This window comes from Algibacter sp. 2305UL17-15, assembly GCF_040720935.1.
GTDB lineage: Bacteria > Bacteroidota > Bacteroidia > Flavobacteriales > Flavobacteriaceae > Jejuia.
This window is the reverse complement of sequence record NZ_JBFDAE010000001.1, coordinates 61,992-85,502: the sequence shown is the minus strand read 5'-3', so window position 1 is coordinate 85,502 and position 23,511 is coordinate 61,992. Positions and strand designations below refer to the sequence as shown.

General features: G+C 33.8%; 26 protein-coding genes and 1 tRNA gene. 14 read left to right on the top strand and 13 right to left on the bottom strand.

Going from position 1 to position 23,511, the window contains the following annotated elements; all coding sequences use genetic code 11:
• Nucleotides 1–108 precede the first annotated feature (108 nt).
• The 3 genes from ABXQ82_RS00365 to ABXQ82_RS00355 all read right to left on the bottom strand — a co-directional run bounded on the left by ABXQ82_RS00365 (nt 109) and on the right by ABXQ82_RS00355 (nt 2,238).
• A complete protein-coding gene (locus tag ABXQ82_RS00365) occupies nt 109–1,314 on the bottom strand; it encodes a primase-helicase family protein (RefSeq protein WP_367053379.1) in 1,206 nt (401 codons plus the stop codon).
• Nucleotides 1,315–1,340: 26 nt separating this feature from the next.
• Nucleotides 1,341–1,628: a helix-turn-helix domain-containing protein gene (locus ABXQ82_RS00360; RefSeq protein WP_367053377.1), complete on the bottom strand. Its 288-nt coding sequence runs from the start codon at nt 1,626–1,628 to the stop codon at nt 1,341–1,343.
• A gap of 536 nt (nt 1,629–2,164) precedes the next feature.
• Nucleotides 2,165–2,238 (bottom strand) — tRNA-Ala (locus ABXQ82_RS00355).
• 250 nt (nt 2,239–2,488) lie between these two features.
• Between ABXQ82_RS00355 and ABXQ82_RS00350 the strand changes: the two genes are divergently transcribed.
• Complete coding sequence (locus ABXQ82_RS00350) at nt 2,489–3,145, top strand: hypothetical protein (RefSeq protein WP_367053375.1); 657 nt, start codon at nt 2,489–2,491, stop codon at nt 3,143–3,145.
• A 259-nt stretch (nt 3,146–3,404) separates the two neighbouring features.
• Here the strand turns inward: ABXQ82_RS00350 and ABXQ82_RS00345 are convergent, their stop codons facing one another.
• Nucleotides 3,405–4,199: a universal stress protein gene (locus tag ABXQ82_RS00345; RefSeq protein ID WP_367053373.1), complete on the bottom strand. Its 795-nt coding sequence runs from the start codon at nt 4,197–4,199 to the stop codon at nt 3,405–3,407.
• Nucleotides 4,200–4,258: 59 nt separating this feature from the next.
• On the opposite strand from ABXQ82_RS00345, the gene ABXQ82_RS00340 reads away from it, so the two are divergent.
• The 5 genes from ABXQ82_RS00340 (at nt 4,259) to ABXQ82_RS00320 (ending at nt 7,745) form a co-directional block, all read left to right on the top strand.
• The gene (locus ABXQ82_RS00340) at nt 4,259–4,759 is read left to right on the top strand and encodes a GNAT family N-acetyltransferase (RefSeq protein ID WP_367053369.1); all 501 of its coding nucleotides are present in this window, start codon (nt 4,259–4,261) and stop codon (nt 4,757–4,759) included.
• Nucleotides 4,756–6,090, top strand: coding sequence for an MATE family efflux transporter (locus ABXQ82_RS00335; RefSeq protein WP_367053367.1), 1,335 nt, complete (start codon nt 4,756–4,758; stop codon nt 6,088–6,090). The genes ABXQ82_RS00340 and ABXQ82_RS00335 overlap by 4 nt, the downstream gene beginning before the upstream one ends.
• A gap of 28 nt (nt 6,091–6,118) precedes the next feature.
• Nucleotides 6,119–6,292 (top strand): hypothetical protein, encoded by a 174-nt coding sequence (locus ABXQ82_RS00330; protein ID WP_367053365.1) that lies wholly within the window; start codon nt 6,119–6,121, stop codon nt 6,290–6,292.
• Between the two features lie 131 nt (nt 6,293–6,423).
• Nucleotides 6,424–6,873, top strand: coding sequence for a 6-carboxytetrahydropterin synthase (locus ABXQ82_RS00325; protein ID WP_367053364.1), 450 nt, complete (start codon nt 6,424–6,426; stop codon nt 6,871–6,873).
• Nucleotides 6,874–6,992: 119 nt separating this feature from the next.
• Nucleotides 6,993–7,745 (top strand): UDP-2,3-diacylglucosamine diphosphatase, encoded by a 753-nt coding sequence (locus ABXQ82_RS00320; RefSeq protein WP_367053362.1) that lies wholly within the window; start codon nt 6,993–6,995, stop codon nt 7,743–7,745.
• On the opposite strand, the gene ABXQ82_RS00315 is transcribed toward ABXQ82_RS00320, so the two are convergent.
• The 4 genes from ABXQ82_RS00315 to ABXQ82_RS00300 all read right to left on the bottom strand — a co-directional run bounded on the left by ABXQ82_RS00315 (nt 7,742) and on the right by ABXQ82_RS00300 (nt 12,353).
• Nucleotides 7,742–8,557 carry a BatD family protein gene (locus tag ABXQ82_RS00315; protein WP_367053360.1) on the bottom strand — a complete coding sequence of 272 codons (816 nt, stop codon included), beginning with the start codon at nt 8,555–8,557 and terminating at the stop codon, nt 7,742–7,744. The genes ABXQ82_RS00320 and ABXQ82_RS00315 overlap by 4 nt on opposite strands.
• Before the next feature lie 118 nt (nt 8,558–8,675).
• Nucleotides 8,676–9,944 (bottom strand): MFS transporter, encoded by a 1,269-nt coding sequence (locus ABXQ82_RS00310; RefSeq protein WP_367053358.1) that lies wholly within the window; start codon nt 9,942–9,944, stop codon nt 8,676–8,678.
• A gap of 263 nt (nt 9,945–10,207) precedes the next feature.
• Entirely contained in the window at nt 10,208–11,896 is a 1,689-nt protein-coding gene (recJ, locus tag ABXQ82_RS00305) for a single-stranded-DNA-specific exonuclease RecJ (protein ID WP_367053356.1), read from the bottom strand.
• A gap of 10 nt (nt 11,897–11,906) precedes the next feature.
• Nucleotides 11,907–12,353, bottom strand: a complete 447-nt coding sequence (locus ABXQ82_RS00300; RefSeq protein WP_367053354.1) for an OsmC family protein — start codon at nt 12,351–12,353, stop codon at nt 11,907–11,909.
• 60 nt (nt 12,354–12,413) lie between these two features.
• Here ABXQ82_RS00300 and ABXQ82_RS00295 point away from each other — a divergent pair, with 60 nt between their 5' ends.
• From ABXQ82_RS00295 to ABXQ82_RS00285, 3 genes are all read left to right on the top strand, one after another.
• Nucleotides 12,414–13,004, top strand: coding sequence for a carboxymuconolactone decarboxylase family protein (locus tag ABXQ82_RS00295; protein ID WP_367053352.1), 591 nt, complete (start codon nt 12,414–12,416; stop codon nt 13,002–13,004).
• A gap of 48 nt (nt 13,005–13,052) precedes the next feature.
• The gene (locus tag ABXQ82_RS00290) at nt 13,053–13,562 is read left to right on the top strand and encodes a hypothetical protein (RefSeq protein ID WP_367053351.1); all 510 of its coding nucleotides are present in this window, start codon (nt 13,053–13,055) and stop codon (nt 13,560–13,562) included.
• A 216-nt stretch (nt 13,563–13,778) separates the two neighbouring features.
• Nucleotides 13,779–13,982, top strand: coding sequence for a hypothetical protein (locus tag ABXQ82_RS00285; RefSeq protein ID WP_367053349.1), 204 nt, complete (start codon nt 13,779–13,781; stop codon nt 13,980–13,982).
• Between the two features lie 6 nt (nt 13,983–13,988).
• On the opposite strand, the gene ABXQ82_RS00280 is transcribed toward ABXQ82_RS00285, so the two are convergent.
• The 5 genes from ABXQ82_RS00280 to ABXQ82_RS00260 all read right to left on the bottom strand — a co-directional run bounded on the left by ABXQ82_RS00280 (nt 13,989) and on the right by ABXQ82_RS00260 (nt 17,791).
• Nucleotides 13,989–14,558 (bottom strand): uracil-DNA glycosylase family protein, encoded by a 570-nt coding sequence (locus ABXQ82_RS00280; RefSeq protein WP_367053348.1) that lies wholly within the window; start codon nt 14,556–14,558, stop codon nt 13,989–13,991.
• A 40-nt stretch (nt 14,559–14,598) separates the two neighbouring features.
• Nucleotides 14,599–14,943 carry a HopJ type III effector protein gene (locus tag ABXQ82_RS00275; RefSeq protein ID WP_367053346.1) on the bottom strand — a complete coding sequence of 115 codons (345 nt, stop codon included), beginning with the start codon at nt 14,941–14,943 and terminating at the stop codon, nt 14,599–14,601.
• Between the two features lie 46 nt (nt 14,944–14,989).
• Nucleotides 14,990–16,183 (bottom strand): AAA family ATPase, encoded by a 1,194-nt coding sequence (locus ABXQ82_RS00270; protein ID WP_367053344.1) that lies wholly within the window; start codon nt 16,181–16,183, stop codon nt 14,990–14,992.
• Between the two features lie 93 nt (nt 16,184–16,276).
• Complete coding sequence (gene rsmI, locus ABXQ82_RS00265; protein ID WP_367053342.1) at nt 16,277–16,948, bottom strand: 16S rRNA (cytidine(1402)-2'-O)-methyltransferase; 672 nt, start codon at nt 16,946–16,948, stop codon at nt 16,277–16,279.
• 105 nt (nt 16,949–17,053) lie between these two features.
• Entirely contained in the window at nt 17,054–17,791 is a 738-nt protein-coding gene (locus tag ABXQ82_RS00260; RefSeq protein ID WP_367053340.1) for a hypothetical protein, read from the bottom strand.
• 109 nt (nt 17,792–17,900) lie between these two features.
• On the opposite strand from ABXQ82_RS00260, the gene ABXQ82_RS00255 reads away from it, so the two are divergent.
• The 5 genes from ABXQ82_RS00255 (at nt 17,901) to ABXQ82_RS00235 (ending at nt 23,506) form a co-directional block, all read left to right on the top strand.
• Complete coding sequence (locus tag ABXQ82_RS00255; RefSeq protein ID WP_367053338.1) at nt 17,901–18,548, top strand: thymidine kinase; 648 nt, start codon at nt 17,901–17,903, stop codon at nt 18,546–18,548.
• Nucleotides 18,541–19,647 (top strand): alanine racemase, encoded by a 1,107-nt coding sequence (alr, locus tag ABXQ82_RS00250; protein ID WP_367053336.1) that lies wholly within the window; start codon nt 18,541–18,543, stop codon nt 19,645–19,647. Before ABXQ82_RS00255 ends, alr begins: the two co-directional genes overlap by 8 nt.
• Before the next feature lie 77 nt (nt 19,648–19,724).
• On the top strand, nt 19,725–20,126 hold the full coding sequence (gene mscL / locus ABXQ82_RS00245) for a large conductance mechanosensitive channel protein MscL (RefSeq protein WP_367053334.1): 402 nt from the start codon (nt 19,725–19,727) through the stop codon (nt 20,124–20,126).
• A 137-nt stretch (nt 20,127–20,263) separates the two neighbouring features.
• On the top strand, nt 20,264–21,253 hold the full coding sequence (locus tag ABXQ82_RS00240) for an aspartate-semialdehyde dehydrogenase (RefSeq protein ID WP_367053332.1): 990 nt from the start codon (nt 20,264–20,266) through the stop codon (nt 21,251–21,253).
• 93 nt (nt 21,254–21,346) lie between these two features.
• On the top strand, nt 21,347–23,506 hold the full coding sequence (locus ABXQ82_RS00235; RefSeq protein WP_367053330.1) for a prolyl oligopeptidase family serine peptidase: 2,160 nt from the start codon (nt 21,347–21,349) through the stop codon (nt 23,504–23,506).
• Nucleotides 23,507–23,511 lie beyond the last annotated feature (5 nt).

Genomic DNA, 23,511 nt, shown 5'->3' with positions numbered 1-23,511 from the left:
CATCATTCTTGAATTTTAAAAGCCTTATCCTGTCATCATTATATTTTTTGATGACAAAATGATGAATAAATGATGACGGGTTTAGCTCCAGTAAATACAGCGGTTTCTTCAATCTGTCATCGTATCATCAAAATTTTTAGTTAAAAATGATTTTTGTATGGTAAAATATCGCCCTTTGGCATCCAATAAATTGATATCGCCATCTGTCCAGATTACAAATTTCTGATAGCTATTGGAGTTGTCCTGGTTGCTTAATTTCCAATCTCTTTTCAGCAATCGCCTTAATTGTGTCAAATCTGTTTTTACACGGGTTTTGTTGAGTGCTAACAAGGCATCCATTGGGCATAAATGCACCGCTTCTAAATCAAATTTTTCGATTACGCTCAACAGAATACTTGCTAGCTCCTTTTCTACACGGTTACGATTGTTCTGGACAAGTTTTACTAGTGCCTTAGTTTTTATTTGCTGTGGCGTAAACCACATTCGGGTCAAATGTTTTGACGATAGTTTCCGATGTATTAAATAGTTCATAAAAGCAGGGATTTCTTTAATCAGGTTCTCTAGAAAATGAGTATTCTCCTTCTCTAGAACAGGTACTTTAATGACCCAAAATCTAGTTTCATTAGAATCTATTTTTATAAAGCTATCCTCATTATTACTGCATAGAATAAACTTTCCAAAGAATTCGACTTCCCGTTTATCTTTCCCTTTGGCTTCCAACTTATTGATATTGGTAGTGCTTAAATATTTGATGCGCTCCGTAAGTTCTTCCTTATTGAACAGCACTTCATCAATGCAGATTAAAAGCTTATTTGCCCAATCGGCATTAAACTGACTGCTAAAGCTGTCATTAGTCAAATAGGTCAGGTTGTTGTCAAAGATTTCCTTGAGCCATTTTAAGAAGGTGCTTTTTCCCGTGGAGCGCTCTTTGGATACCAAGCATAAAATAGGTAAGACTTGAATAGGTTTTAGATATAGTAGTTGCAGATAGTCCAGACCCAATTCATAGTGTTTTCCAAAAATGTGTTTTACAAATTCCAGAGATAATGATACATCACCTGCTTTGGGCTGTTTTCCCAAGGGCGAATAAATATTATAAAAACCTAGATAATCTTGTTTGAAGTTTAAATGACTTGGAATACAAGTGAACCCATCGTATTTAGGAATCTTGCTTAAATGATCCTTTCCATGGTCTTGCTTTATGGTTTCCATGTTCCAATGCACCAAGATTTCATTAAAATGGCCGGCTATGGTCGGCGCTTTGACCTGCTTGTAATAGGACGTGCCTACACGTATATAGGGTATCTTTTTCATGAGATTTTTTTAAATTAAAGATTGTCCTATTGCACTTTGCGGCGCATGGTATATGCTAAAGCTTCTGCTTCTATATCGTGTTTTGACTTCCTTTTGTTTTGGAGTAACCATTCAACGAGTTTTGCTTTCTCAAAAAAGAGCATTTTTCCGTTGGGTTTGGAGTGTGGTATTCTTGCCGAAGCCGTTAGTTTATATAGATAGCTTCTTGATATGCCTGTATAATCGCAGGCTTCGTCAAAGGTCAGTACCTCTTTATGGCCTAACAACAGTTTTTCTAAACGATCCAATCGTTCAAGAATTAATAAATTGTCCATTTTTATTGTTTTTAGATTTATAAAATGAACAAAAGCGCTTTTGTTTTCCCTTATGGGATTATGGAAATAAAAGTAAAAAATGTGGCTATTGAAAGAAGAAAAAAAATCAATTAGTTATACACAAGTAATTGATAAACAATAAACTAATTCATATTATATCAGAATTAATGAAATTATCAGAGCATAATTTTGTTTGCCATTTTATGATATCAAATGAGACTATTGAAAATTGAAGATTAATGGTCGTTTTGAGACCTATTTTGAGTTGTTAACAATGGAAACCAATGGTTTATGATAATATTGGCAATCGAAAACGCTAATTTTAAGAATTTTGTTGGCTATAGACTGATGTTATATCGTCTGGGAGAATTGACAATTATTAACTATAGCTACTGGAATTTATAGGTTTTGCCTTTAAATAAGGTCAATTCGTATAAAATAAAAACAAATTTCTTTAAATCCACTTTTGCGTGCAAATCGCGTGCAAATTGAAAAGGCTTCAAAAGATAAAATCCTTTAAAGCCTTGCTATTACCGTGGAGAAGATGGGATTCGAACCCACGACCTCTTGACTGCCAGTCAAGCGCTCTAGCCAACTGAGCTACATCCCCTTTATCTTTATGTACAGTGTTTGCAAGAGTTTACAAACATATTACAACATTTAAGCTATGTTGCATTTCACTGCATAATGATACAAATGTATGCATTTAAGTGCAAAAACCCACCACTAAAACCCACCACCTTTTTGATTTATTATTTTAAATAGTTATGTTTATTTGCTTGTAGGACGTATCTTTAAAAAGTGTTAAAATAAATACCTTGTTGTGTTTATTACACCATTTGTAACAATACTGAAATTATATGACAAAGAAAGGAACGTTATTTATTATTCTATTTTTCTTATTCTCAATTCAATACACAAATTCACAACAGAAACATTTTTTTGAAGGTATTATAACCTATAAAATTGAATCTAACGATAATGGCTACGGTGATACTTTAACTGTATATATTAAAGATGGCTATATCAAAAACCTCTATAACACAAAACACAAAGGAGGAATTAAAGAAGAAATATTACATCCAGATAAAGGAATGATGTATATGAAGTTAGTTGGAGTCGATACACTCTACACTTATAACATCAAAAAAAACGATTCATCAAAATTAATCGAGATTACTAATAAAGAATCTATTGAAGAAAATATTTTAGGTCGTAAATGTAATATGATTGAGTTCAAAACAAAAAATATCATAGATAATAATGATTACATATTTGTTTATAAATACTATTATAGTCCTGATTATTTGAAGTTAAATATAGAGCGGTTCGAGAATTATAATTTTGGTTACGCGTCAACAGTTTATTCTAAAGCGAAGTCTCATTGTTTAAAATATGAAATGACTTCACCAGCCTTTCATCTAAAATATATAGCAATTCATATTCTTCACAAGAAATTAGACTCAAGTCTATTTAATATTGATACTAATACCCCTTTAAAAGAATTTAAGATTTAGTAAATAACATTACCGAAAAGGAAAAAGGCAAAGAATTGAAATGAAATTGAAACCTGTAATATTCAAAATTGCTATTGTTTTTGCAACTATAACAAAAAACTGCATTAAAAAACCCACCACCATACTCCACCACCATCAATATTTAATTATACTACCCCCTGAAAACCCTTGATATATAAGAGATACGAGGGTATGAAGAATTTTCCGTTTTTTGCTGCCAGTCAAACGCTCTAGCCAACTGAGCTACATCCCCATTTTATTATTTCATGCCACTTAACACCAATACAGGTATGTTACTGTGAAAATCTTTTTTAAGTATAGTGTTTTTTTCCCATATTTTGGTAAAAAATCCTCTGTTACGTCTTACTACACAAAGCATATCTGGTTTATGGGATTCAAAATGTAATAATACACCTTGAAATGTTGTTGCATTTTCAGTTTTTGTGATGTTGCTTACTATTCCACCTAACTCGTCATTTACATCAAAATCACCTTCATTATGAAATGGCGTTTTTACAAGCAATAAATCTATTGTCGCCTTAAACTTAGTTTTAAAATCCTTTAAAGGTTGTAATGCACTACCTTTTTTAATTATTGCCGATTTTATGGCCATTAGAATATTTGAAGGTGCTGTGAACTTATAACCTTCGGGAACAATCAAAGCAGGCACATCCATCTGCTTCACAATCTTACCGGATGTTTTTCCTAAATAAACTTCGTCTCTCATGGAGTTTGTCCTAGGTTCAATTAAAACTAAATCCACATCTGCTGCCTTACAAGCTAGTTCTAAAATATCAATTAAATCTCCTTTCAGGGTTTTAACAATAACCTCAACATTTTTTGTATTTACTTTTGAAACCAAATCGTTCAAAAACCTCAAACTCTCCTTTTCAATAATATTATCAACCTTAATCATGGTACCTGCCTTTGTATAAACATTATACACCTGCACCACAAAAAGTTTTGCCCCAAACGCTTCGGCAAAATCAACTGCATATTGTAAATGGCTCTCGGCATTCATTGACGATCCAACTGGAACTAAAATATTCTTCATGTCTTAAAAGTTTAAAACTTAAATTTACAATAAATTTGACGCAAAAGTAAAACAATTAAATGATTCGAAAAGGAACGTTGAAAGATATAAACGAAATTATTAATGTAACAAAAGCTTGTGCTGCTGATATGATTTCCCAAAACATTTTTCAATGGAATGAATTTTATCCAAACAAAGCTATCTTTCAAAACGATTTAGAGCGCAACGAATGGTATGTTTTAGAAGTTGAAAATTCAATTATAGGTTGTATAACAATTTCAACATTTATGGATGAAGAGTATGCGCCAATATCTTGGTTAACCCCAAATAAAAATAACATTTACATCCATCGATTAGCAATTCATCCAGATTTTCAGGGAAAGGGACATGCTCAAAATTTGATGCGATTTGCCGAAAATTATGCCAAAGAAAATCAGTTCAGCTCCATTCGTCTGGATACCTTTTCACAAAATAAAAGAAATCAAAAATTTTACGAGCTTCGCGGCTATAAAAAACTCGGGGACATTTATTTCCCTAAGCAAAGTGAGCATCAATTTCATTGTTATGAATTAGTATTGTGAAAACCACTATAAGCCTTAAAAACATCAATAAACTCGCAATTCCAGCATTGATTTCTGGAGTTTCAGAACCTATTCTGTCTATAACAGATACCGCAATTGTGGGCAATATAGACATAAACCCAGTAGAATCTTTGGCAGCAATTGGTATCGTTGGCACATTTTTATCTATGCTTATTTGGGTTTTAGGGCAATCTAGAAGCGCAATTTCAACCATCATATCTCAATACTTAGGCGCGGATAATTTGGAAGCTGTAAAAAACCTTCCAGCCCAAGCTATTTTTATTATTACGTCATTGGGATTATTCATAATAGTAGGCACCTATCCCATAGCAAATCATATTTTTAAGCTTTATAACGCCTCGGATTTAATTTTAGATTATAGCGTTTTGTACTATAAAATTAGAGTCTTTGGCTTTCCGTTAACGTTATTTACTATAGCTGTTTTCGGTACGTTTAGAGGGTTGCAAAACACCTATCACCCCATGATAATTGCCATTATTGGAGCTGTATCAAATATTATTTTAGACTATGTCTTGGTTTATGGCATTTCTGGATATTTAGAGCCCATGAATATTGAAGGTGCAGCATACGCTAGTGTTTTTGCGCAATTTTTAATGGCATTACTTTCAGCATATTATCTGTTAAGCAAAACAAGTATTCCCTTAAAATTAAGCTTTCAATTTAACGATGAAATTTGGAGGTTCTTAACCATGATTTTCAACCTATTTATTAGAACACTTGCCTTAAACATTACACTTTACTTCGCTACTCGTTTTGCTACTGGTTATGGCAAAACCTATATCGCGGCATATACTATTGCCATAAATCTATGGTTTTTGGGTGCTTTTATAATCGATGGTTATGCTGGAGCAGGAAATATTATGTCGGGCAAATTATATGGTTCCAAAAATTATAAAGACCTAATAGAGCTCAATCAAAAACTTATCAAAATTGGGGTTATAGTAGGTGTTCTTTTGGCAATAGTTGGTTTTGCATTATATAAACCCTTAGGCTTTCTCTTTACAAAAGACCCACAAGTTCTAGAAACATTTTATTCGGTATTTTGGATTGTGCTTATCATGCAGCCTATTTGCGCTGTAGCCTTTATTTTTGATGGCGTTTTTAAAGGATTAGGCAAAATGAGTACACTCAGAAACGTACTTTTATTAGCCACGTTCCTTGTATTCATTCCAATATTATATCTTTTAGATTATTACGGATTTAAACTCAATGGAATTTTCTTTGCCCTAACATTTTGGATGGTTGCAAGAGCAATTCCGCTACTTATTAATTTCAGAAAGGAATTTTTACCACTAGCACAAAAAAGTTAACTTTATACCATCATTTTTTTCAATGCTTATGACTTTAACCTCGCTTTTTCAAACTTTAGAAATAGAAGAAAAAATAAAAAATGCTCCTGATAGCGGTTATGAAATAGGCGTGTTTATTGGCTCAATGCTCCCTTTTGTAGCTTTAGTGATTATCGCGTACACGCTTTACAGATATAACAAAAAGAGAAAAAACAACAATTAAACTATGGATATTCTAAACTTTTTAAGTGGTAATGGTCTCTTTTTAATTTTAGCCTTAATCTTAATAATCATCTATTTTGTAAACAGAAAAAAAAGAAGATAGTATCTTTGCCAATCAATACAGAATTAAAGATGAGCAACATACGTATTACCAAACAATTTTCGTTCGAAACAGGTCATGCCCTTTACGGTTATGATGGTAAATGTAAAAATGTCCATGGTCACAGCTACCGTCTCGATGTTACGGTTATCGGGCAACCTATTACCGATACTTCAAACGTAAAATACGGTATGGTCATAGATTTTGGCGATTTAAAAAAAATCGTAAAAGAAGAGATTGTAAACGTATTTGATCACGCGACCGTTTTTAATAAAAACACCCCACACGTAGAACTTGCAAAAGAATTAAAAGACCGCGGACACAATGTATTATTGGTAGATTATCAACCCACAAGCGAAATGATGGTAATCGATTTCTCAAAGAAAATAAAATCACGTTTACCAAAAAACATCAAGTTGCACTCACTAAAATTACAAGAAACCGCCACAAGTTTTGCAGAGTGGTTTGCAAACGATCAATAGAATAATTTGGGCATAGATTAGTTCGTAGTATTCAGTCTGGAGTTGGCAATTGGTTTTTTCAGTTTCCACCATGGACTTCGGTTTTCAAGCTTCTGACCAAAAAAATATTATATTTACGCATGCAAATTCCAAAAGGCAAAAAAATATATTTCGCTTCAGATAATCATTTAGGAGCACCAACAAAAGAAGCCTCTTTGCCGCGCGAAAAGAAATTCGTAGCATGGTTAGACGACATAAAACATGATGCTGCTGCCATTTTCCTTTTAGGCGATTTGTTCGATTTCTGGATGGAATTCAAAACCGTAGTCCCAAAAGGATTTACCAGAACACTTGGTAAACTTGCTGAAATTTCAGATTCCGGGATTCCAATTTATTATTTTGTAGGTAATCACGATCTTTGGATGAATGGTTATTTTGAAGAAGAACTCAACATTCCTGTGTATCATAAACCCAAAGAATTCACATTTAACGATAAAACATTTTTTATTGGCCATGGCGATGGTTTAGGTCCTGGCGACAAAGGCTATAAACGCATGAAAAAGGTGTTTACCAATCCGTTTTGTAAATGGTTGTTCCGTTGGCTTCATCCAGATTTAGGTGTTAGAATGGCGCAGCATCTTTCCGTAAAAAACAAACTCATTTCGGGCGATGATGATGCTAAGTTTCTTGGCGAAGACAATGAATGGCTCGTACAATATTGCAAACGTAAGCTAGAAGACAAACACCGCGATTATTTTGTGTTTGGTCACAGACATTTACCACTTAATATAGACCTCAGCGAAAACTCAAAATACATCAATCTTGGCGATTGGATTCAATATTTTACCTATGGTGTTTTTGATGGGGAAACCATGGCATTAAAGGAGTACTAATTTTTTAAAACAAACCTCCCTCTCTTATACTTAAATACCACTCGTTTTTTAGAGTATTTCTTTAAAAGTTCAATTTCATTCACTTTTTTACTATTTCCAAATGCACTATAACTTATTTCAAAAACTAAATCTCCATTATTTTCAGGTTTTATAAGTTGCTGAACTTTTGATTCATCATACAATTCAGTATAATCAAGTAGTTTATAACCATCCTTGGTAAATTGTGTAACATTTAAAACATCTTCAATTAAAACTTTTGGAAGAATTCTACCTGTAGAAACCTTAATTATTTTATCTTTTTTCAATTTATAAAAATGAATCTTATCGTAGTTAAGGTTTATTTTAAGGTTAAAAAAAGAACGTTTGTTTTTATCAACTAAAACAAGTTTACCCTTACCTCTATAGTTCCAAAAAGCAGTAGTCTGAGTATCAATCTTTTCTTTTAATGATAAAATTTTAATGTTGACAGATTGAGAAGAATATTTTTTGGATTGAATAATACAACTCGCATTTGGAATGGTAAATTCACCAAGCTTAAGTGGTCTCAATTTATATGTATATGTTTGCTGATATGATCTTTTCCCTTTAATAGTAGAAAAACTTGCTGAAAGACTAGGTCCAGAAACTACTTTGAAGTTCTTAAAATTTGGGCCTTCAAAATCTTCAGTTTTTTTATTTATTACATAATCCAGACTAAACTCATCGTCAATAGCAATAATCTCTTGTTTTACTATAGTTTTAAAACTGACTTGAGCAATTACTTTATTTATTAGTAACAATAGTAATGTTAGAGCTAATATTTTTGTATTCATCCTTTATAATTTAAAAAACTAATATCGCTTAAACTAATGATTTTATAGCAAGGATAGATTCAAAACTATAATTTATGATATAAATTTTATCCTTCCTATTAAAGCGATATATCAATTTTTAATCCTCTTTTTCATTAGCTTCCATATCCTCCGTTAAGTCTAAATCTCTAAGCACAGGATTTTTAATACCAATGGCGAAAACAGTAATTAAAGTCATGGTGCCTCCAAAAACTACAGCAGCAACAGGGCCAATTAATTTAGCAGCTAAACCACTTTCAAAAGCGCCTAATTCATTTGAAGAGCCAACAAACATAGAGTTTACAGAGGATACGCGTCCACGCATATCATCAGGTGTTTTTAACTGTAAAATGGTTTGACGGATAATCATGGAAATACCATCGGCAGCACCACTTATAAACAGCATTAATACACTTACCCAAAAGATATTTGATAACCCAAAACCAATAATGCTCACACCAAAAATGAATACCGCTATTAACAGCTTTTTACCTGTATTCTTACTTATTGGAATATACGTAGTTGCAAACATAGTAACGATACTTCCTAGAGAAATCGAGGCATTTAAAACACCAAAACCTTGGCTACCAACTTCTAAAATATCTTGTGCAAAAATGGCTAGAATCGCTACAGTTCCTCCAAACAAAACAGCAATCATATCTAGCGTTAACGCACCTAAAATAGCCTTATTTTGAAATACAAAACGAACTCCAACTTTTAAACTTTCTTTTACAGGTTCTCCTATTTTTTTGTTTAAAATAGGTTTCTTTTTAATTAGAAAAACCAAACAGAATGAGATCAATACTAAAATAAAAACCATACAAAGCGTATAATCAACACCTATCCAACTTATTGAAAATCCGCCAAAAAGCGCACCTAAAACAGCTGCGGTTTTCCAAGTACTAGTGCTCCAAGTAGCAGCATTGGGGTATATTTTTTTTGGTACAATCAATGCCACCAATGAAAATATAATGGGGCCAAAAAAAGAGCGTAGAAACCCTCCAAAAAACACCAATGCATAAATACTGTATAAAATAGCTTTGGTGGACCAATGCCCAACAACTTCTTCCCAAGTCAATAAAAACAACCCTAAACTAATTAAGGAAAAAGCTGCAATACATAGTGCAAATAAATTTCGTTTTTCCTTTTGGTCCACTATATGACCGGCAAACAATGCCATGGTAAAGGCAGGAATAATTTCCATTAACCCTATAATCCCTAGTGATAATGGATCTTTGGTCATACTATACACCTGCCACTCAATGACAATAAATTGCATAGACCAACCAAACACCAAAAACAAACGCAGCAATAAAAAAATATTGAATTCTTTAATGCGAAGTGCTGCGTAAGGATCGTTTTTTGCCATGTTTCATATTCCTGCGATGGCAGGAATCTTTTTGTTTAAACCCACAAGCTTTTTTTTTGAATCTCGCAGGATATAGTTGAAGGTAATTTTAGATGTCGCCTCAAATTTAAAATAATAATATTCCTTATTTTAGTTTTATGTTAAAAACTAAAATAAGGACGTTTGTGATTTTAGGTTTTTGATTAAATCTAAAATAGCAGCCCATTCAATTCTCTATTTTTCTAAAAATTAAAAAGAACTCAAATAATCAAGAAGAGTTAAAATTATCTAATATCCCTCAACTTCAATTGAAGCGAGACATTACCTTTCCATTCGTTTTCATCAATAGAATAGACCGCACTAAATGGTTTTTTGTCAGAAATAAATTCATATTTATCTCCCATTCCAAATCCGATACTCACAATAGGATTTGCATCTGGCTGACTAGCGATTAATCTTAAATGTGTTTTATCGCCTCCTACACGTTTTCCATAACCAGTATCCCTTAAACCTTCAGTTAAAAAAACAGGTGTCATATTACTAGGGCCATAAGGGGCAAACTGTTTTAAAATTCTATAAAATTTTGGTGTGATATCTTTTAAATCTATTTGCGCATCAATTTTAATCTCAGGAATTAATAAGTTTCTATCAATTGTTTTAGAAACTTCATCTTCAAAAGCTTGTTTAAAAGCTTCGTAATTTTCTTCTTTTAGTGTTAAGCCCGCTGCGTATTTATGGCCGCCAAATTGTTCTATATGTTCGCTACAAGCTTCTAAAGCATTATACACGTCAAAATCTCTTACTGAACGGGCAGAAGCTGCTAGTTTTTCTCCACTTTTGGTAAACACCAAGGTAGGGCGGTAGTAAGTTTCGGTTAATCGAGATGCTACAATACCAATAACGCCCTTATGCCATTCTTCGTGGTAAACAACGGTTGTCAATCGCTCCTGTTCATTATTTTCTTCAATTTGTTGTAATGCCGCTACCGTTATTTCCTTATCAATTTCGCGCCGTTCTAAATTATATGAATCGATGTCTGACGCATGTTTTTTTGCCAATTCATGATCTTCATCGGATAATAAGGCTACTGCAAAATTCCCATGTTTCATACGTCCAGCAGCATTAATTCTTGGGGCTACGATAAAAACGACATCGGTAATGGTTAATTCTGTTTTTTCAACTTGATCTAAAATTGCTTTTATGCCAGGTCTTGGAAACGTATTAATAACCTTCAAACCAAAATGGGCCAAAACCCTATTTTCGCCATTTATAGGTACTATATCTGCACCTATTGCTGTGGCTACTAAATCTAAATAATCTGTTAAATCTTCTGCTGTTTGTCCATCTTTTTGGGCTAGTGCCTGAACCAGTTTAAAGCCCACGCCGCAGCCACATAATTCTTTATAAGGATAATTGCAATCGTCTCGTTTTGGATCTAAAACAGCGGCAGCATCTGGGATTTTATCTGCTGGTCTATGGTGGTCACAAATAATAAAATCTATGCCTAATTTTTTTGCATAAGCTACTTTTTCAACCGACTTAATCCCACAGTCTAAAGCAATTATCAATGAAAATTCGTTCTCTAAAGCAAAATTTATCCCTTTGTAAGATATGCCATAACCTTCATCATATCTATTAGGTATATAAGTATAAACTAATTCGTGTTTCGTCCTTAAATACGTTGCCATTAGAGCTACTGAGGTCGTACCATCAACATCATAATCACCATACACCAAAATACTCTCTTTATTGGCAATTGCCTTTTCAATACGGGCTACTGCCTTATCCATATCTTTCATGAGATAAGGGTCGTGTAAATGACTTAAACTGGGCCTGAAAAATGCTTTAGCTTCCTCGTAGGTTTCAACGTTGCGTTGCACCAATAGTGTTGCAATTGCTTCATCTACCTGCAATACATCTTGAAGGTGTTCTACCTTACTTTCGTCTGGTTTTGGTTTTAAGGTCCAACGCATACTTAATTTTCTACTGAACGGGAAAGAAATCTACTTTAGTATTGTGAAAATGAGTTTTTATATCTAATTCAGAAAACTGACGGAACATTTCCATAACGCCACAGTATTTGTCAACAGATAGATCTACTGCTCTTTGTAATTTTTTTTCATTTAAATCATCGCCATAAAAATGAAAATGCATTGCAACTTTATCGTAATGCTTTGGATGTTCCTCAGTTAAATTTGCTTCAATTTCAATCTTAAAATCGGCTACATTTAGCTTCATTTTTTTAATCAATGCCGCTACATCCAATCCAGAACACCCTGCCAAACCAGACAGCATTAATGCTTTAGGACGGTAGCCTTCGCCTTTTCCTCCATTGTCTTCTCCTGCATCTATAAACAAATTGTGTCCTGACGGATTTGTGCTTTCAAACCGCATATCTCCTAACCATTTTGTGGTAACCTTAACTGCCATTTTCTGAATTATTTTTTGTTAACTTGTGAGTAGCAAAAATACTACTTAAAAAATAAAAATATGCCTTTAGTAACACCATTATCTGCCAACCATGATTTAGAAACCAAAGAACTTGCAGAATTTTTTAATGAAACTCTGGGCTTTTGCCCAAATTCAGTCTTAACCATGCAACGTCGCCCAGCAATTAGTAAAGCTTTTATTAATTTGAATAAAGCTGTTATGGCAAATGAGGGTAGGGTTACTTCTGCCTTAAAACGAATGATTGCTTGGGTGTCTAGTAACGCAACAGGGTGTCGTTATTGTCAAGCACATGCTATTCGAGCTGCGGAACGTTATGGCGCAGAACAAGAGCAGTTAGACAATATTTGGGCGTATAGAACACATCCTGCTTTTAGTGAAGCCGAACGTGCGGCTTTAGATTTTTCGTTACTTGCAAGTCAAGTACCAAATGCTGTAGATGAAACTATTAAAAAACGCTTATACAAATATTGGAATGAAGGAGAAATTGTTGAAATACTCGGGGTAATTTCTCTTTTTGGGTATTTGAATAGATGGAATGATTCTATGGGAACGCCTATTGAAGACGGTGCGGTTGAAAGTGGGAAGCAGTATTTAGGGAAACATGGTTGGGAAAAAGGGAAGCATATTTAGGTTTTTGAATTACGATTGCCGATTTTAGATTAATTATAAAATGAAACTATGGATATAAATTGCCCAAATTGTAAAGAAGAAGTCTCGCAAGTAGAAATAGATTGCGAAAATTGTGGTTTCCCATTATCTGGAACCGATAAGGAAAAATCTATTTTTATTGGCAGACAAATCTCTAACAAGGCAAAAATTGGGGACGCAAAAGAATCTCAAGCTAAAGCCAAAAAAATTCTTTATGTAATTGGTGCACTTCAATTAGCTAATGCCTTTCTTGTTTACGGACAAACCAAAAGTTTTGATGATGCTATTTTCTATTTCGTTTTAGCTGTTCTGTTTGGGGTATTTGCTTATTTATCTCCTAAAAAACCAATACTATTTCTATCGCTTGCCTTGGCACTTTTGTTAGGATACTATGCCTTTCTTTATTTCATTGATCCAGAACTTATATTCAGAGGTATTTTATGGAAAATAGTATTTGTCTCTTTTTTAGTTTATGGTATTTGGAATGCTAATGAAGAACGGGAACTGAAGAAAAAGCATAGTTTTTTGAATAAGGATTAAGTTGTATTATTAGAATTCTAAAGCATTTTACTTTTTGATTTATAAAATTGAAACCTTTCCAGAAATGGGGAGGTTTTTTGTTTGAATACCCAGCAATCCTCTTTTTTTTTATTTAGACTAAATATAAACAACAAATTGTAAATTTACATTGAAAGTAGTTTTCATGTCTTAAACCATTTTGAAAGACTGATTTACTTTAGCATTAATAGAATTATCTTGAAATATATACAGGACACACGTGTGATTTTAGCTGCTTTGGTTTTGGTTATCGTAATCATCAAAGAAGTTGGGAAATCAATAAGAATTAATCAATTAAAGAACATTGAAAAAACGAGAATAGAATCAATGGGGCAATATGAAAAGAATTCGAAAGATGGATATTTAAAAGTCTTTGAGACAAACAAAAAAATTGAAGAATAAAATTAATTAAATGAGATTGTTTACTCTCTTCCTTAAAACAGGCAAAACCTCAACCTCAAACCAAGGATTCTTAGTCAGCCAAAATCTATTCCGAGGCGAAGGATGTGGTAACGGTAAATATTTAGGCAAGTACTCTTGAAAATTATCTACAGTTTCAGTCAACGTTTTTTTTGCTGATTTTCCCAAATAATACTTTTGGGCATACATACCAATTAAAATAATAAGCTCGACATTTTTAAGTTTATCAAATAATGGTTTGTGCCATTGTGGAGCACATTCTGGTCTTGGTGGTAAATCGCCTGTTTTTCCTTTTCCAGGGTAGCAGAAACCCATAGGGATTATGGCAAACTTCTTTTCGTCATAAAATTCTTTATCTGTAACATTCAACCATTTTCGTAATTGTCTGCCGCTTGCATCATCCCAAGGAATACCTGATGCATGCACTTTAGTTCCCGGTGCTTGACCAATAATTACAATTTTAGAATCTGGATGCGCAGAAACCACAGGTCTTGGGCCTAATGGCAAATGGGCTTTACAGATGGTGCATTTTTTTATCTCTTGGAGTAATTTCTGCATGAAATCTCAAATTTTTGTCATTCTGAACTTGTTTCAGAATCTAATACTTTTTTAAAGGGTTCTTTTCAAAACTCAAACCCTCAAAACCAGTTTTCATAAAGTTTCTTATGTTTTGATGCCCCTCTCCATTTGGGTCTTCTAGGACATCCTCAAAATAAAATTGACCGAAACATGCTAAAGTTTCATCTTTAGAAAACCCTTGTAATTTTGCAAAAGCAAATAATTTACAAGATCCTGAGTTTTGTCCTTCGGCATTTTCTAAAGTTCCGTTTTTAAAAGCTGTAGGCTTAAACTCGTAGGTTTGGTCTATAACAGCCATGGTATCGGAAAAGGCTATGGATTTTGTTGTGTTTTTTAGTTTATTTATAAATGTTTCTAACTTCATTTTTGGTGAAATTTTAGTTTCAATTAACTTGTTTTTTTCGGTTCTATTAGTATAAAAATCCAAATAAATACAACGGAATTACGTTAAGTGCGCCAACTTCCATATCATCCCTAACCACAAAACTGTTTTTAACGCCTTGAATTTGTTTTGATGTTTTTCCTTTCCCTCCAATTTCAAACGTATAGGTTCTGTCAATTAAAAAATCTCCTTTTTCAGCAAGATGAATCTCATGTAAATGCTTCATTTGGTTTGCAAAAAAAGTTTCCCTTAAAGTCCCTATTTCTGTATTTTGCTTTCCTAAAGCATACACTAAATTTGGGTTGTTAAGATATAGTTTTTCTGGTTTTGTTAACGCTCCAACTCCTTTTGTTGGTTTATATAATTCCATGACCAAATCGGCTCTATTCAATATTTTTATGGCGTTTAGTAAAAACCCCCTAGACATACCTAATCGTTCGCTCAACTTGGAAATATTTGGTGTAAAAGGAGCACTTTGCGCAATAGCGACCAATAGTTTTTTTATTTTTCGGCTATCTTCATAAACCATGTTTTCCACGGCATGCAAATCTACTTCTAAAATTAAGTTAATAGTTTGTACCAATTTTTGAATATAGTTGGTTTTGTTTTCTAAAAAATAAGGGTACGCACCGTAATTTAAATAGTTTTCAAAATCTTTTATGGGACTTCCTAATGTTGCTGTTGCTTCTCTGGCAATTTCTTTATGATTTTCCAATAACTCCTTTAAATTTAACTTTGGAAGTGTTAAACCTCTGTCAAAAAAAATAAATTCCCTAAATGATAATTCTTTTAAGTGATAGGTAATGGCGCGTCGGCTTAAATCTGATTCTCCTTTATATATTTCCAATATAGATGATGAGGTAAAAACAATTTTTAAAGCAGGAAATTGGTCATAAATTAACTTTAGCTCTCTGGACCATCGTGGATATTTATGAACTTCGTCTAAAAACAAATGGGTTCCACCTTTTAAAACAAAAGCTTTTGCTAATGAAACCAAGGTGTTTTCTAAAAAGAAAAGATTATCTAAGGTCGCGTATAAAGGTATTGCGTCTTTTGATAATTTAAACTTAATTTGTTGAAGCAACAAGGTGGTTTTGCCTGAACCTCTTGCTCCTTTAATACCAATGAGTCTTTCAGTCCAATCTATTTCATTTAATAAATAACGTTCTTTATTAGAAAGCCTTGATAGAAGTTGCTCTTGAAAATCGAATAAATCATCCATATTTGTTCTTTATGAAAAACAAATGTACTCAAAATTGTTTTTATGTAAGAACAATTTATTATAATTATTGTTTTTAAGCAGAAACAATTAATACTATTTATTCCCACCAACCACAACAACAATTTCTCCTTTAGGTGGTTTATTTGTGTAGTGTTCCAATACTTCTTTTGCAGTACCTCTAATGGTTTCTTCGAATAACTTGGTCAATTCACGCGAAACGGAAACTGGTCTATCTTCTCCAAAATACTCGCAAAAATGCCCTAAGGTTTTTATTAATTTATGTGGACTTTCATAAAAAATGATGGTTCTAGTTTCTTCGGCTAACAATAATAATCGGGTTTGACGTCCTTTTTTAACGGGCAAAAAACCTTCAAACACAAACTTATCGTTTGGCAGGCCTGAATTTACAAGTGCTGGCACAAATGCGGTTGCTCCGGGTAAACAATCTACTTCAATATTATTTTCTATACAGGCACGAGACAATAAGAACCCAGGGTCTGAAATGGCTGGCGTTCCTGCATCGCTAATCAATGCAACAGAAGTTCCACTTTTTATTTTTTGAACGATATTTTCAACCGTTTTATGCTCATTGTGCATATGATGTGATTGCATGTGGGTTGAAATCTCAAAATGTTTTAGGAGTTTTCCCGAAGTTCTGGTGTCTTCAGCTAAAATTAAATCAACGTCTTTAAGAACTTCAATAGCTCTAAATGTGATGTCCTTTAAATTTCCTATTGGGGTGGGAACTAGGTAAAGTTTACTCATGTTTTAGTTGCTCAAAGCGGTTATTTGTTTTGGCATGTAGATTCCCGCCTTACTGAAACTCCCGAAACTTCGGGACAGCACAGGTCGCGGGAATGACAGATTTAATTAATTAAACTTAGCCTCTATAATTTGTATCAAACGCTCCTCAAATTCTTCTTTGCCTTCCCAGTTATTATAGTCTGGTTTCACAATAGTTTCAAGAAAATGTGTAGCATCTTCAAAAGAAGATATTGTGTTTAATTGCGAAATAACGCGATCATAACCTGAGGTATTCCCATCAAATAGGTGTTTGATAAAAGCTATTTTATCATTGAGCCCAATGTTTAATCCGCCTCTTTTTACTTTATCGTTAAGCGACTTTTTTTCTTGTCCGTTTTGATGCTGCACCTTAGAAACAGGTTCAAAAACGGGCATGTCCTTAAAACCCGAAGTCAATTCTTCCAAATCGTTTTTAGGGTATTTTTCCTTTGGAACAATAGATGCTATAAACTCATCAATATCTTCCTCCGGCATAAACTCCACCATGTCCCTAATCTTGTTCATAACAGGTTCAGATATTTCTTCATTTTCAGACTCGTCCAAATTGATGTAGATTTTATCTTCAACTTCAATATTATCGCTTATGTTATTGTTGAATGAAGTATCTAACATGCCGAAAAACGAAGAATTATTTCCAATGGTAGGAATATCATCCTCAAAATTTTCGTGGGCAAATTTCAAAACAGAAAGTTTTTCATAAAGTGCCCGTGCTTCTTCGTGCATTTTAAGTACATCTTCACGTCCTTTTAATTTAAGAATTCTGTGTGCGATACTTACCAACTCAGATTCTAACTTCTTCTTCATCTTAATACAATTTAAAAATTAATGCGCTCTAGGTTTTTGATTTTTAATAAATTTACGCCACCTTTATACGGAACGAACTTTGACTTTGTTTTAGTGTTAAAATTACGAAATGTTTCTCGAAAATACAGTAAATCATAAAGAACAATTTGGCTGGATAGAAGTAATCTGCGGTTCCATGTTCTCAGGAAAAACGGAAGAATTAATCCGAAGGCTTAGGCGCGCACAATTTGCGCGACAAAAAGTTGAAATTTTTAAACCTGCGGTAGATGTTAGGTATGATGAGGACAAGGTGGTGTCTCACGATGCTAACGAAATCCGTTCTACACCTGTTCCAGCAGCGGCAAACATTCCTATTTTAGCCGATGGTTGTGATGTGGTTGGTATTGATGAAGCCCAATTTTTTGATGATGAAATTGTTCGGGTTTGTAACGATTTGGCCAATAAAGGGGTTCGGGTAATTGTTGCTGGTTTAGACATGGATTTTAAAGGCAACCCTTTTGGACCCATGCCAAATTTAATGGCAACTGCGGAATATGTAACAAAAGTACACGCGGTCTGCACCCGAACAGGAAATTTAGCGCAATACAGTTTTAGAAAAGCCGAAGGCGATAACATTGTACTTTTAGGCGAAGTTGATGAATACGAACCCTTAAGTAGAGCGGCATATTACAAGGCTAGAATGCGAGAGAAGATTAAAACGATGAAGGTGAAAGATGCCGAAGTTATTTCCTCTAAACAAAAAGACTCCAATGCCTAAAGCGCAAGAAACCCTACTTGAAATAGATTTAAAAGCGCTTAAACAAAATTTTGAGCACCTAAAATCCAAACTACAAAAAAGCACAAAATTTTTAGCTGTAGTTAAAGCTTTCGCCTATGGTAGCGATGCTGAGGAAATTGCCAAATATCTCGAAAATCTAAAAGTGGATTATTTTGCAGTAGCCTATGCTAATGAAGGTGTTGCGCTGCGAAAAGCTGGGGTCACAACTCCTATTTTAGTATTACATGCTTTAGCTGTAAATTTTGATTTAATTATTGAAAATTGCTTAGAACCGAATTTGTATAATGCGAAAATTTTAAATGAGTTTATTGCTTTTGCTTCCGCAGAAAATCAAACTGATTATCCTGTGCATATCAAATTTAACACAGGATTAAATCGTTTAGGATTTAGTAATAATGATGTGGATTCTGTTATTTCAAAAGTAAAAGAAACAAATGCTATTAGAGTGACATCTCTATTTTCCCACCTAGCTGCAAGCGAAGATTTACATGAAAAGGAATTCACGCTAAATCAAATAAATAGCTTTAAAAAAATAGCTGATAATTGCACAAAATTATTAGGCTATAAACCGATGTTGCACATGTGTAACACCTCAGGTATTTTAAATTATCCTGAAGCACATTTTGATATGGTGCGCTCTGGAATTGGTCTATATGGTTTTGGGAATTCTGAAAAAGAAAGTGCAAACCTAAAACCTATTGCGAGTTTAAAGACCGTTATTTCTCAAATTCATACTATTGAAAAAGGTGAAAGCGTGGGTTATAACCGTGCTTATACATCGAATAAATTTTTAAAAACCGCGACTCTCCCTATTGGTCATGCCGACGGTATTGGTCGTATTTACGGCAACGGAAAAGGTTTTGTGACCATTCATGGTAAAAAAGCCCCAATAGTAGGTAATGTGTGTATGGATATGATTATGGTAAATATCACGGATATTGACTGTAAGGAAGGCGATGAAGTTATAGTTTTTGATGCAAACTTAAATTCTGCAGAAACACTAGCCGAATCTGCAAACACTATTTCATATGAGTTGATTACTTCAATATCTCAACGCGTTAAGCGTATTTTTATTTAATTGTGACATTTAACAAGTGTTAATACCTTCACTTTTTTGATTATTTTTGCAGCTCACTAACTAGAAATTTATAAAAAATGTTAAAAGAATTCAAAGAGTTTGCAATGAAGGGGAACCTTGTGGACATTGCAGTTGGTTTTGTAATGGGTGCTGCTTTTAAAGAAGTGGTAACATCATTTACGGGGGGAATAGTTTCTCCTTTAATTGGTTTAATTTTCGATGCAGATTTCAAAAACATGAAATACGTTATTAAAGAAGGTATAGCAAACGCTGAGGGTGTTGTAGAGGGAGATATCTCAATACTTTGGGGCGCGTTTTTAACCAATGTTATTGACTTTATTATCGTTGCTTTTGTAATGTTCTTAGTAGTAAAAGCTGTGAACAACATGAAGAAGAAAGAAGAGCCAGCTCCAGAAGCACCAGCAGGACCTACTCAAGAAGAATTACTTGCAGATATTAGAGATTTACTTAAAAAATAACAAAGTGTTAATTAAATAACAAGCTGTTATTTCTTGTTAAAAAGCTCTCGTTTTCTAAAAATGAGGGCTTTTTTTAGATTTATAATTAGAATTAATACTTAGTTTTGTTCACGCAATTTATTAAAACAAATAAACAGATGAAAGTAGCTGTAGTTGGTGCCACTGGAATGGTTGGCGAAGTGATGTTAAAAGTTCTTGCAGAACGTAATTTTCCAATATCGGAATTAATTCCTGTAGCGTCAGAACGTTCAGTAGGAAAAATAATCACCTATAAGGGAACAGATTATAAAGTTGTAGGTTTAGAAACTGCTGTGTCGATGAAACCAGATATTGCTCTGTTTTCTGCAGGTGGCGGCACATCTTTAGATTGGGCACCTAAATTTGCCGAAGCTGGCACTACCGTTGTAGATAACTCTTCTGCTTGGAGAATGGATCCTACTAAAAAATTAGTGGTTCCAGAAATTAATGCGAACGAACTCACTAAAGAAGATAAAATTATTGCCAATCCTAATTGTTCTACCATTCAATTGGTTATGGCTTTGAACCCGCTTCATAAAAAATATAAAATGAAACGTGTTGTAGTTTCAACATATCAATCTGTTTCTGGTACTGGTGTTAAAGCTGTACGTCAATTAGAAAACGAAATTGCCGGTATTGAAGGCGAAATGGCTTATCCATATCCTATCGGAAGAAATGCATTGCCACATTGTGATGTTTTTGAAGAGAACGGCTATACCAAAGAGGAAATGAAATTGGCGAGAGAACCTCAAAAAATAATGAACGATCGTACATTTTCCATATCGGCAACTGCGGTAAGGATTCCAACATCCGGTGGGCATTCAGAATCTGTAAATGTTGAGTTTGAAAATGATTTTGATTTGGCAGATGTTCGCAAATTATTACATGAAACTCCTGGTGTGATTGTACAAGATAATACAGATACCAACACCTACCCAATGCCTATTTTTGCACATGAAAAGGATGAGGTTTTTGTGGGGAGAATTCGTCGTGATGAAACACAACCAAACACTTTAAACATGTGGATTGTTGCTGATAATTTACGTAAAGGTGCAGCAACAAACACCATACAAATTGCAGAATATTTAATCGAGAATAAGTTAGTGTAGCTCACAAATCTTAAGATTATGTTATAAAGCTCCTGTATTGATTTATACAGGAGTTTTTTTATTTATTTTTGATAGGTTTAAAATTTATCAATCATGAAGAAACTAATATTGTATACAATTTCAATTGTATTTTTAGTAGCTTGTAAAGAAGAACCAAAAAGAAATACAATTCTTGTGAATTATCCCAATACGAAAACTGTTGACACTATAGATACCTATTTTGGTGTAGATGTAAAAGACCCTTACCGATGGCTTGAAGATGATAGAAGTGAAGCAACAGAAGCATGGGTAAAATCGCAAAACAAAACTACATTTGACTATTTAGACAAGATCCCGTTTAGAGACTATTTAAAAGAACGCTTATCTCAACTTTGGAATTACGAAAAACTGAGCGCGCCTTTTATAGAAGGCGATTACACCTATTTTTATAAAAACGACGGATTGCAAAATCAATATGTAGTTTATCGTCATAAAACTGGGGAAGACCCAAAAACAGCAGCTATCTTTTTAGACCCAAATACATTTTCTGATGATGGTACGGTTTCTTTAGGAGCTTTAAGTTTTTCTAAAAACGGAAAAGTTTTAGCATATTCTATTTCTGAAGGTGGAAGCGACTGGAGAAAGATTTTAGTAATGAATACTGAAACCAAAAAAATTGTTGAAGACACATTAATTGATGTGAAATTCACCAACATTTCATGGTATAAAAATGAAGGTTTTTATTATTCAAGCTATGATAAGCCAAAGGGTAGTGAGCTTTCTGCAAAAACAGATCAGCACAAGTTATATTATCATAAATTAGGGACTCCGCAAAAACAGGATGAATTAATATTTGGGGGCACACCTGAAGAAAAGCACCGCTATATTTATAGTTCTGTAACTGAAGATAATCGCTATTTGCTGATTTCTCCGAGAATTTCGACATCTGGCAATAAGCTGTATATCAAAGATGTATCAAAACCAAATAGCAAACTTGTTACTATTCTCGACCATACCAATAGCGATACGTATCTTATTGATAATGTTGGTAGCACATTATTTTTGGTAACAGACTTAAATGCGCCAAATAAAAAAATAGTTTCTGTAGATGCGTCAGATCCAACTCCTGAAAATTGGGTAGATGTTATTTCGGAAACGGAACATGTTTTAAGTCCCGCAAAAAGTGGTGGTTATTTCATTACTGAATATATGGTTGATGCTATTTCTAAAGTATTTCAATATGATTATAGTGGTAAACTCATTAGAGAAATTGAATTGCCAGGTGTTGGTCATGCTAATGGTTTTGGAACTAAAAAAGAAGAAAAAACAGACTATTTCTCTTTTACAAATTACAACACACCTGCTAGTATTTATAAACTAGATATAGAAACTGGAACAACAGAATTGTATTGGAAACCCTCTATTGCTTTTAATAGTGACGATTACGCAAGCACTCAAGTATTTTACACTTCAAAAGATGGTACTAAAGTCCCGATGATAATTACATATAAAAAAGGACTGGAATTAAACGGTAAAAACCCAACAATTCTTTACGGTTATGGCGGTTTTAATATAAGTTTAAATCCATCGTTCAGTATTACGAATGCTGTTTGGATGGAACAAGGCGGTATTTTGGCAGTACCCAATTTACGTGGTGGTGGCGAATATGGTAAAAAATGGCATATCGCAGGTACAAAATTACAGAAGCAAAATGTGTTTGACGATTTTATTGCCGCAGGCGAATATTTGATAAAAAACAACTATACCTCTTCAGATTATTTGGCGTTGCGTGGTGGTTCTAATGGTGGCTTATTGGTTGGCGCTGTTATGACACAACGCCCAGATTTGGCGAAAGTAGCATTGCCCGCTGTTGGTGTTTTAGATATGCTCCGTTATCATACGTTTACCGCTGGAGCAGGTTGGGCTTACGATTATGGTACTGCAGAAGACAACAAAGAAATGTTTGAATACTTAAAAGGCTATTCGCCAGTCCACAATGTAAAAGAAGGTGTGCAATATCCAGCAACATTAATTACTACTGGAGATCATGACGATCGTGTTGTTCCTGCGCATAGTTTTAAGTTTGCTGCAGAATTACAGAGCAAACAAACTGGAGATAACCCTACATTAATTAGGATTGAAACGGATGCAGGTCATGGCGCAGGAACTCCTGTAAGTAAAACCATAGAACAATATGCTGATATTTTTGGGTTCACACTTTATAATATGGGTTTTGAAACACTCCCCAGCAGATTGAATGACAAAAAAGATTAAGTCAA

What these genes read in the sequence shown, in the direction of transcription:
- ABXQ82_RS00360 (WP_367053377.1), bottom strand. Translation starts at nt 1,628, where the DNA reads ATGGACAATTTATTAATTCTTGAACGATTGGATCGTTTAGAAAAACTG.
- ABXQ82_RS00270 (WP_367053344.1), bottom strand. Translation starts at nt 16,183, where the DNA reads ATGGATGATTTATTCGATTTTCAAGAGCAACTTCTATCAAGGCTTTCT.
- ABXQ82_RS00320 (WP_367053362.1), top strand. Translation starts at nt 6,993, where the DNA reads ATGCAAATTCCAAAAGGCAAAAAAATATATTTCGCTTCAGATAATCAT.
- ABXQ82_RS00310 (WP_367053358.1), bottom strand. Translation starts at nt 9,944, where the DNA reads ATGGCAAAAAACGATCCTTACGCAGCACTTCGCATTAAAGAATTCAAT.
- ABXQ82_RS00240 (WP_367053332.1), top strand. Translation starts at nt 20,264, where the DNA reads ATGAAAGTAGCTGTAGTTGGTGCCACTGGAATGGTTGGCGAAGTGATG.
- recJ (WP_367053356.1), bottom strand. Translation starts at nt 11,896, where the DNA reads ATGCGTTGGACCTTAAAACCAAAACCAGACGAAAGTAAGGTAGAACAC.
- ABXQ82_RS00235 (WP_367053330.1), top strand. Translation starts at nt 21,347, where the DNA reads ATGAAGAAACTAATATTGTATACAATTTCAATTGTATTTTTAGTAGCT.
- ABXQ82_RS00325 (WP_367053364.1), top strand. Translation starts at nt 6,424, where the DNA reads ATGAGCAACATACGTATTACCAAACAATTTTCGTTCGAAACAGGTCAT.
- ABXQ82_RS00295 (WP_367053352.1), top strand. Translation starts at nt 12,414, where the DNA reads ATGCCTTTAGTAACACCATTATCTGCCAACCATGATTTAGAAACCAAA.
- ABXQ82_RS00255 (WP_367053338.1), top strand. Translation starts at nt 17,901, where the DNA reads ATGTTTCTCGAAAATACAGTAAATCATAAAGAACAATTTGGCTGGATA.
- ABXQ82_RS00345 (WP_367053373.1), bottom strand. Translation starts at nt 4,199, where the DNA reads ATGAAGAATATTTTAGTTCCAGTTGGATCGTCAATGAATGCCGAGAGC.
- mscL (WP_367053334.1), top strand. Translation starts at nt 19,725, where the DNA reads ATGTTAAAAGAATTCAAAGAGTTTGCAATGAAGGGGAACCTTGTGGAC.
- ABXQ82_RS00280 (WP_367053348.1), bottom strand. Translation starts at nt 14,558, where the DNA reads ATGCAGAAATTACTCCAAGAGATAAAAAAATGCACCATCTGTAAAGCC.
- rsmI (WP_367053342.1), bottom strand. Translation starts at nt 16,948, where the DNA reads ATGAGTAAACTTTACCTAGTTCCCACCCCAATAGGAAATTTAAAGGAC.
- ABXQ82_RS00350 (WP_367053375.1), top strand. Translation starts at nt 2,489, where the DNA reads ATGACAAAGAAAGGAACGTTATTTATTATTCTATTTTTCTTATTCTCA.
- ABXQ82_RS00290 (WP_367053351.1), top strand. Translation starts at nt 13,053, where the DNA reads ATGGATATAAATTGCCCAAATTGTAAAGAAGAAGTCTCGCAAGTAGAA.
- ABXQ82_RS00260 (WP_367053340.1), bottom strand. Translation starts at nt 17,791, where the DNA reads ATGAAGAAGAAGTTAGAATCTGAGTTGGTAAGTATCGCACACAGAATT.
- ABXQ82_RS00330 (WP_367053365.1), top strand. Translation starts at nt 6,119, where the DNA reads ATGACTTTAACCTCGCTTTTTCAAACTTTAGAAATAGAAGAAAAAATA.
- ABXQ82_RS00340 (WP_367053369.1), top strand. Translation starts at nt 4,259, where the DNA reads ATGATTCGAAAAGGAACGTTGAAAGATATAAACGAAATTATTAATGTA.
- ABXQ82_RS00365 (WP_367053379.1), bottom strand. Translation starts at nt 1,314, where the DNA reads ATGAAAAAGATACCCTATATACGTGTAGGCACGTCCTATTACAAGCAG.
- ABXQ82_RS00315 (WP_367053360.1), bottom strand. Translation starts at nt 8,557, where the DNA reads ATGAATACAAAAATATTAGCTCTAACATTACTATTGTTACTAATAAAT.
- alr (WP_367053336.1), top strand. Translation starts at nt 18,541, where the DNA reads ATGCCTAAAGCGCAAGAAACCCTACTTGAAATAGATTTAAAAGCGCTT.
- ABXQ82_RS00300 (WP_367053354.1), bottom strand. Translation starts at nt 12,353, where the DNA reads ATGGCAGTTAAGGTTACCACAAAATGGTTAGGAGATATGCGGTTTGAA.
- ABXQ82_RS00275 (WP_367053346.1), bottom strand. Translation starts at nt 14,943, where the DNA reads ATGAAGTTAGAAACATTTATAAATAAACTAAAAAACACAACAAAATCC.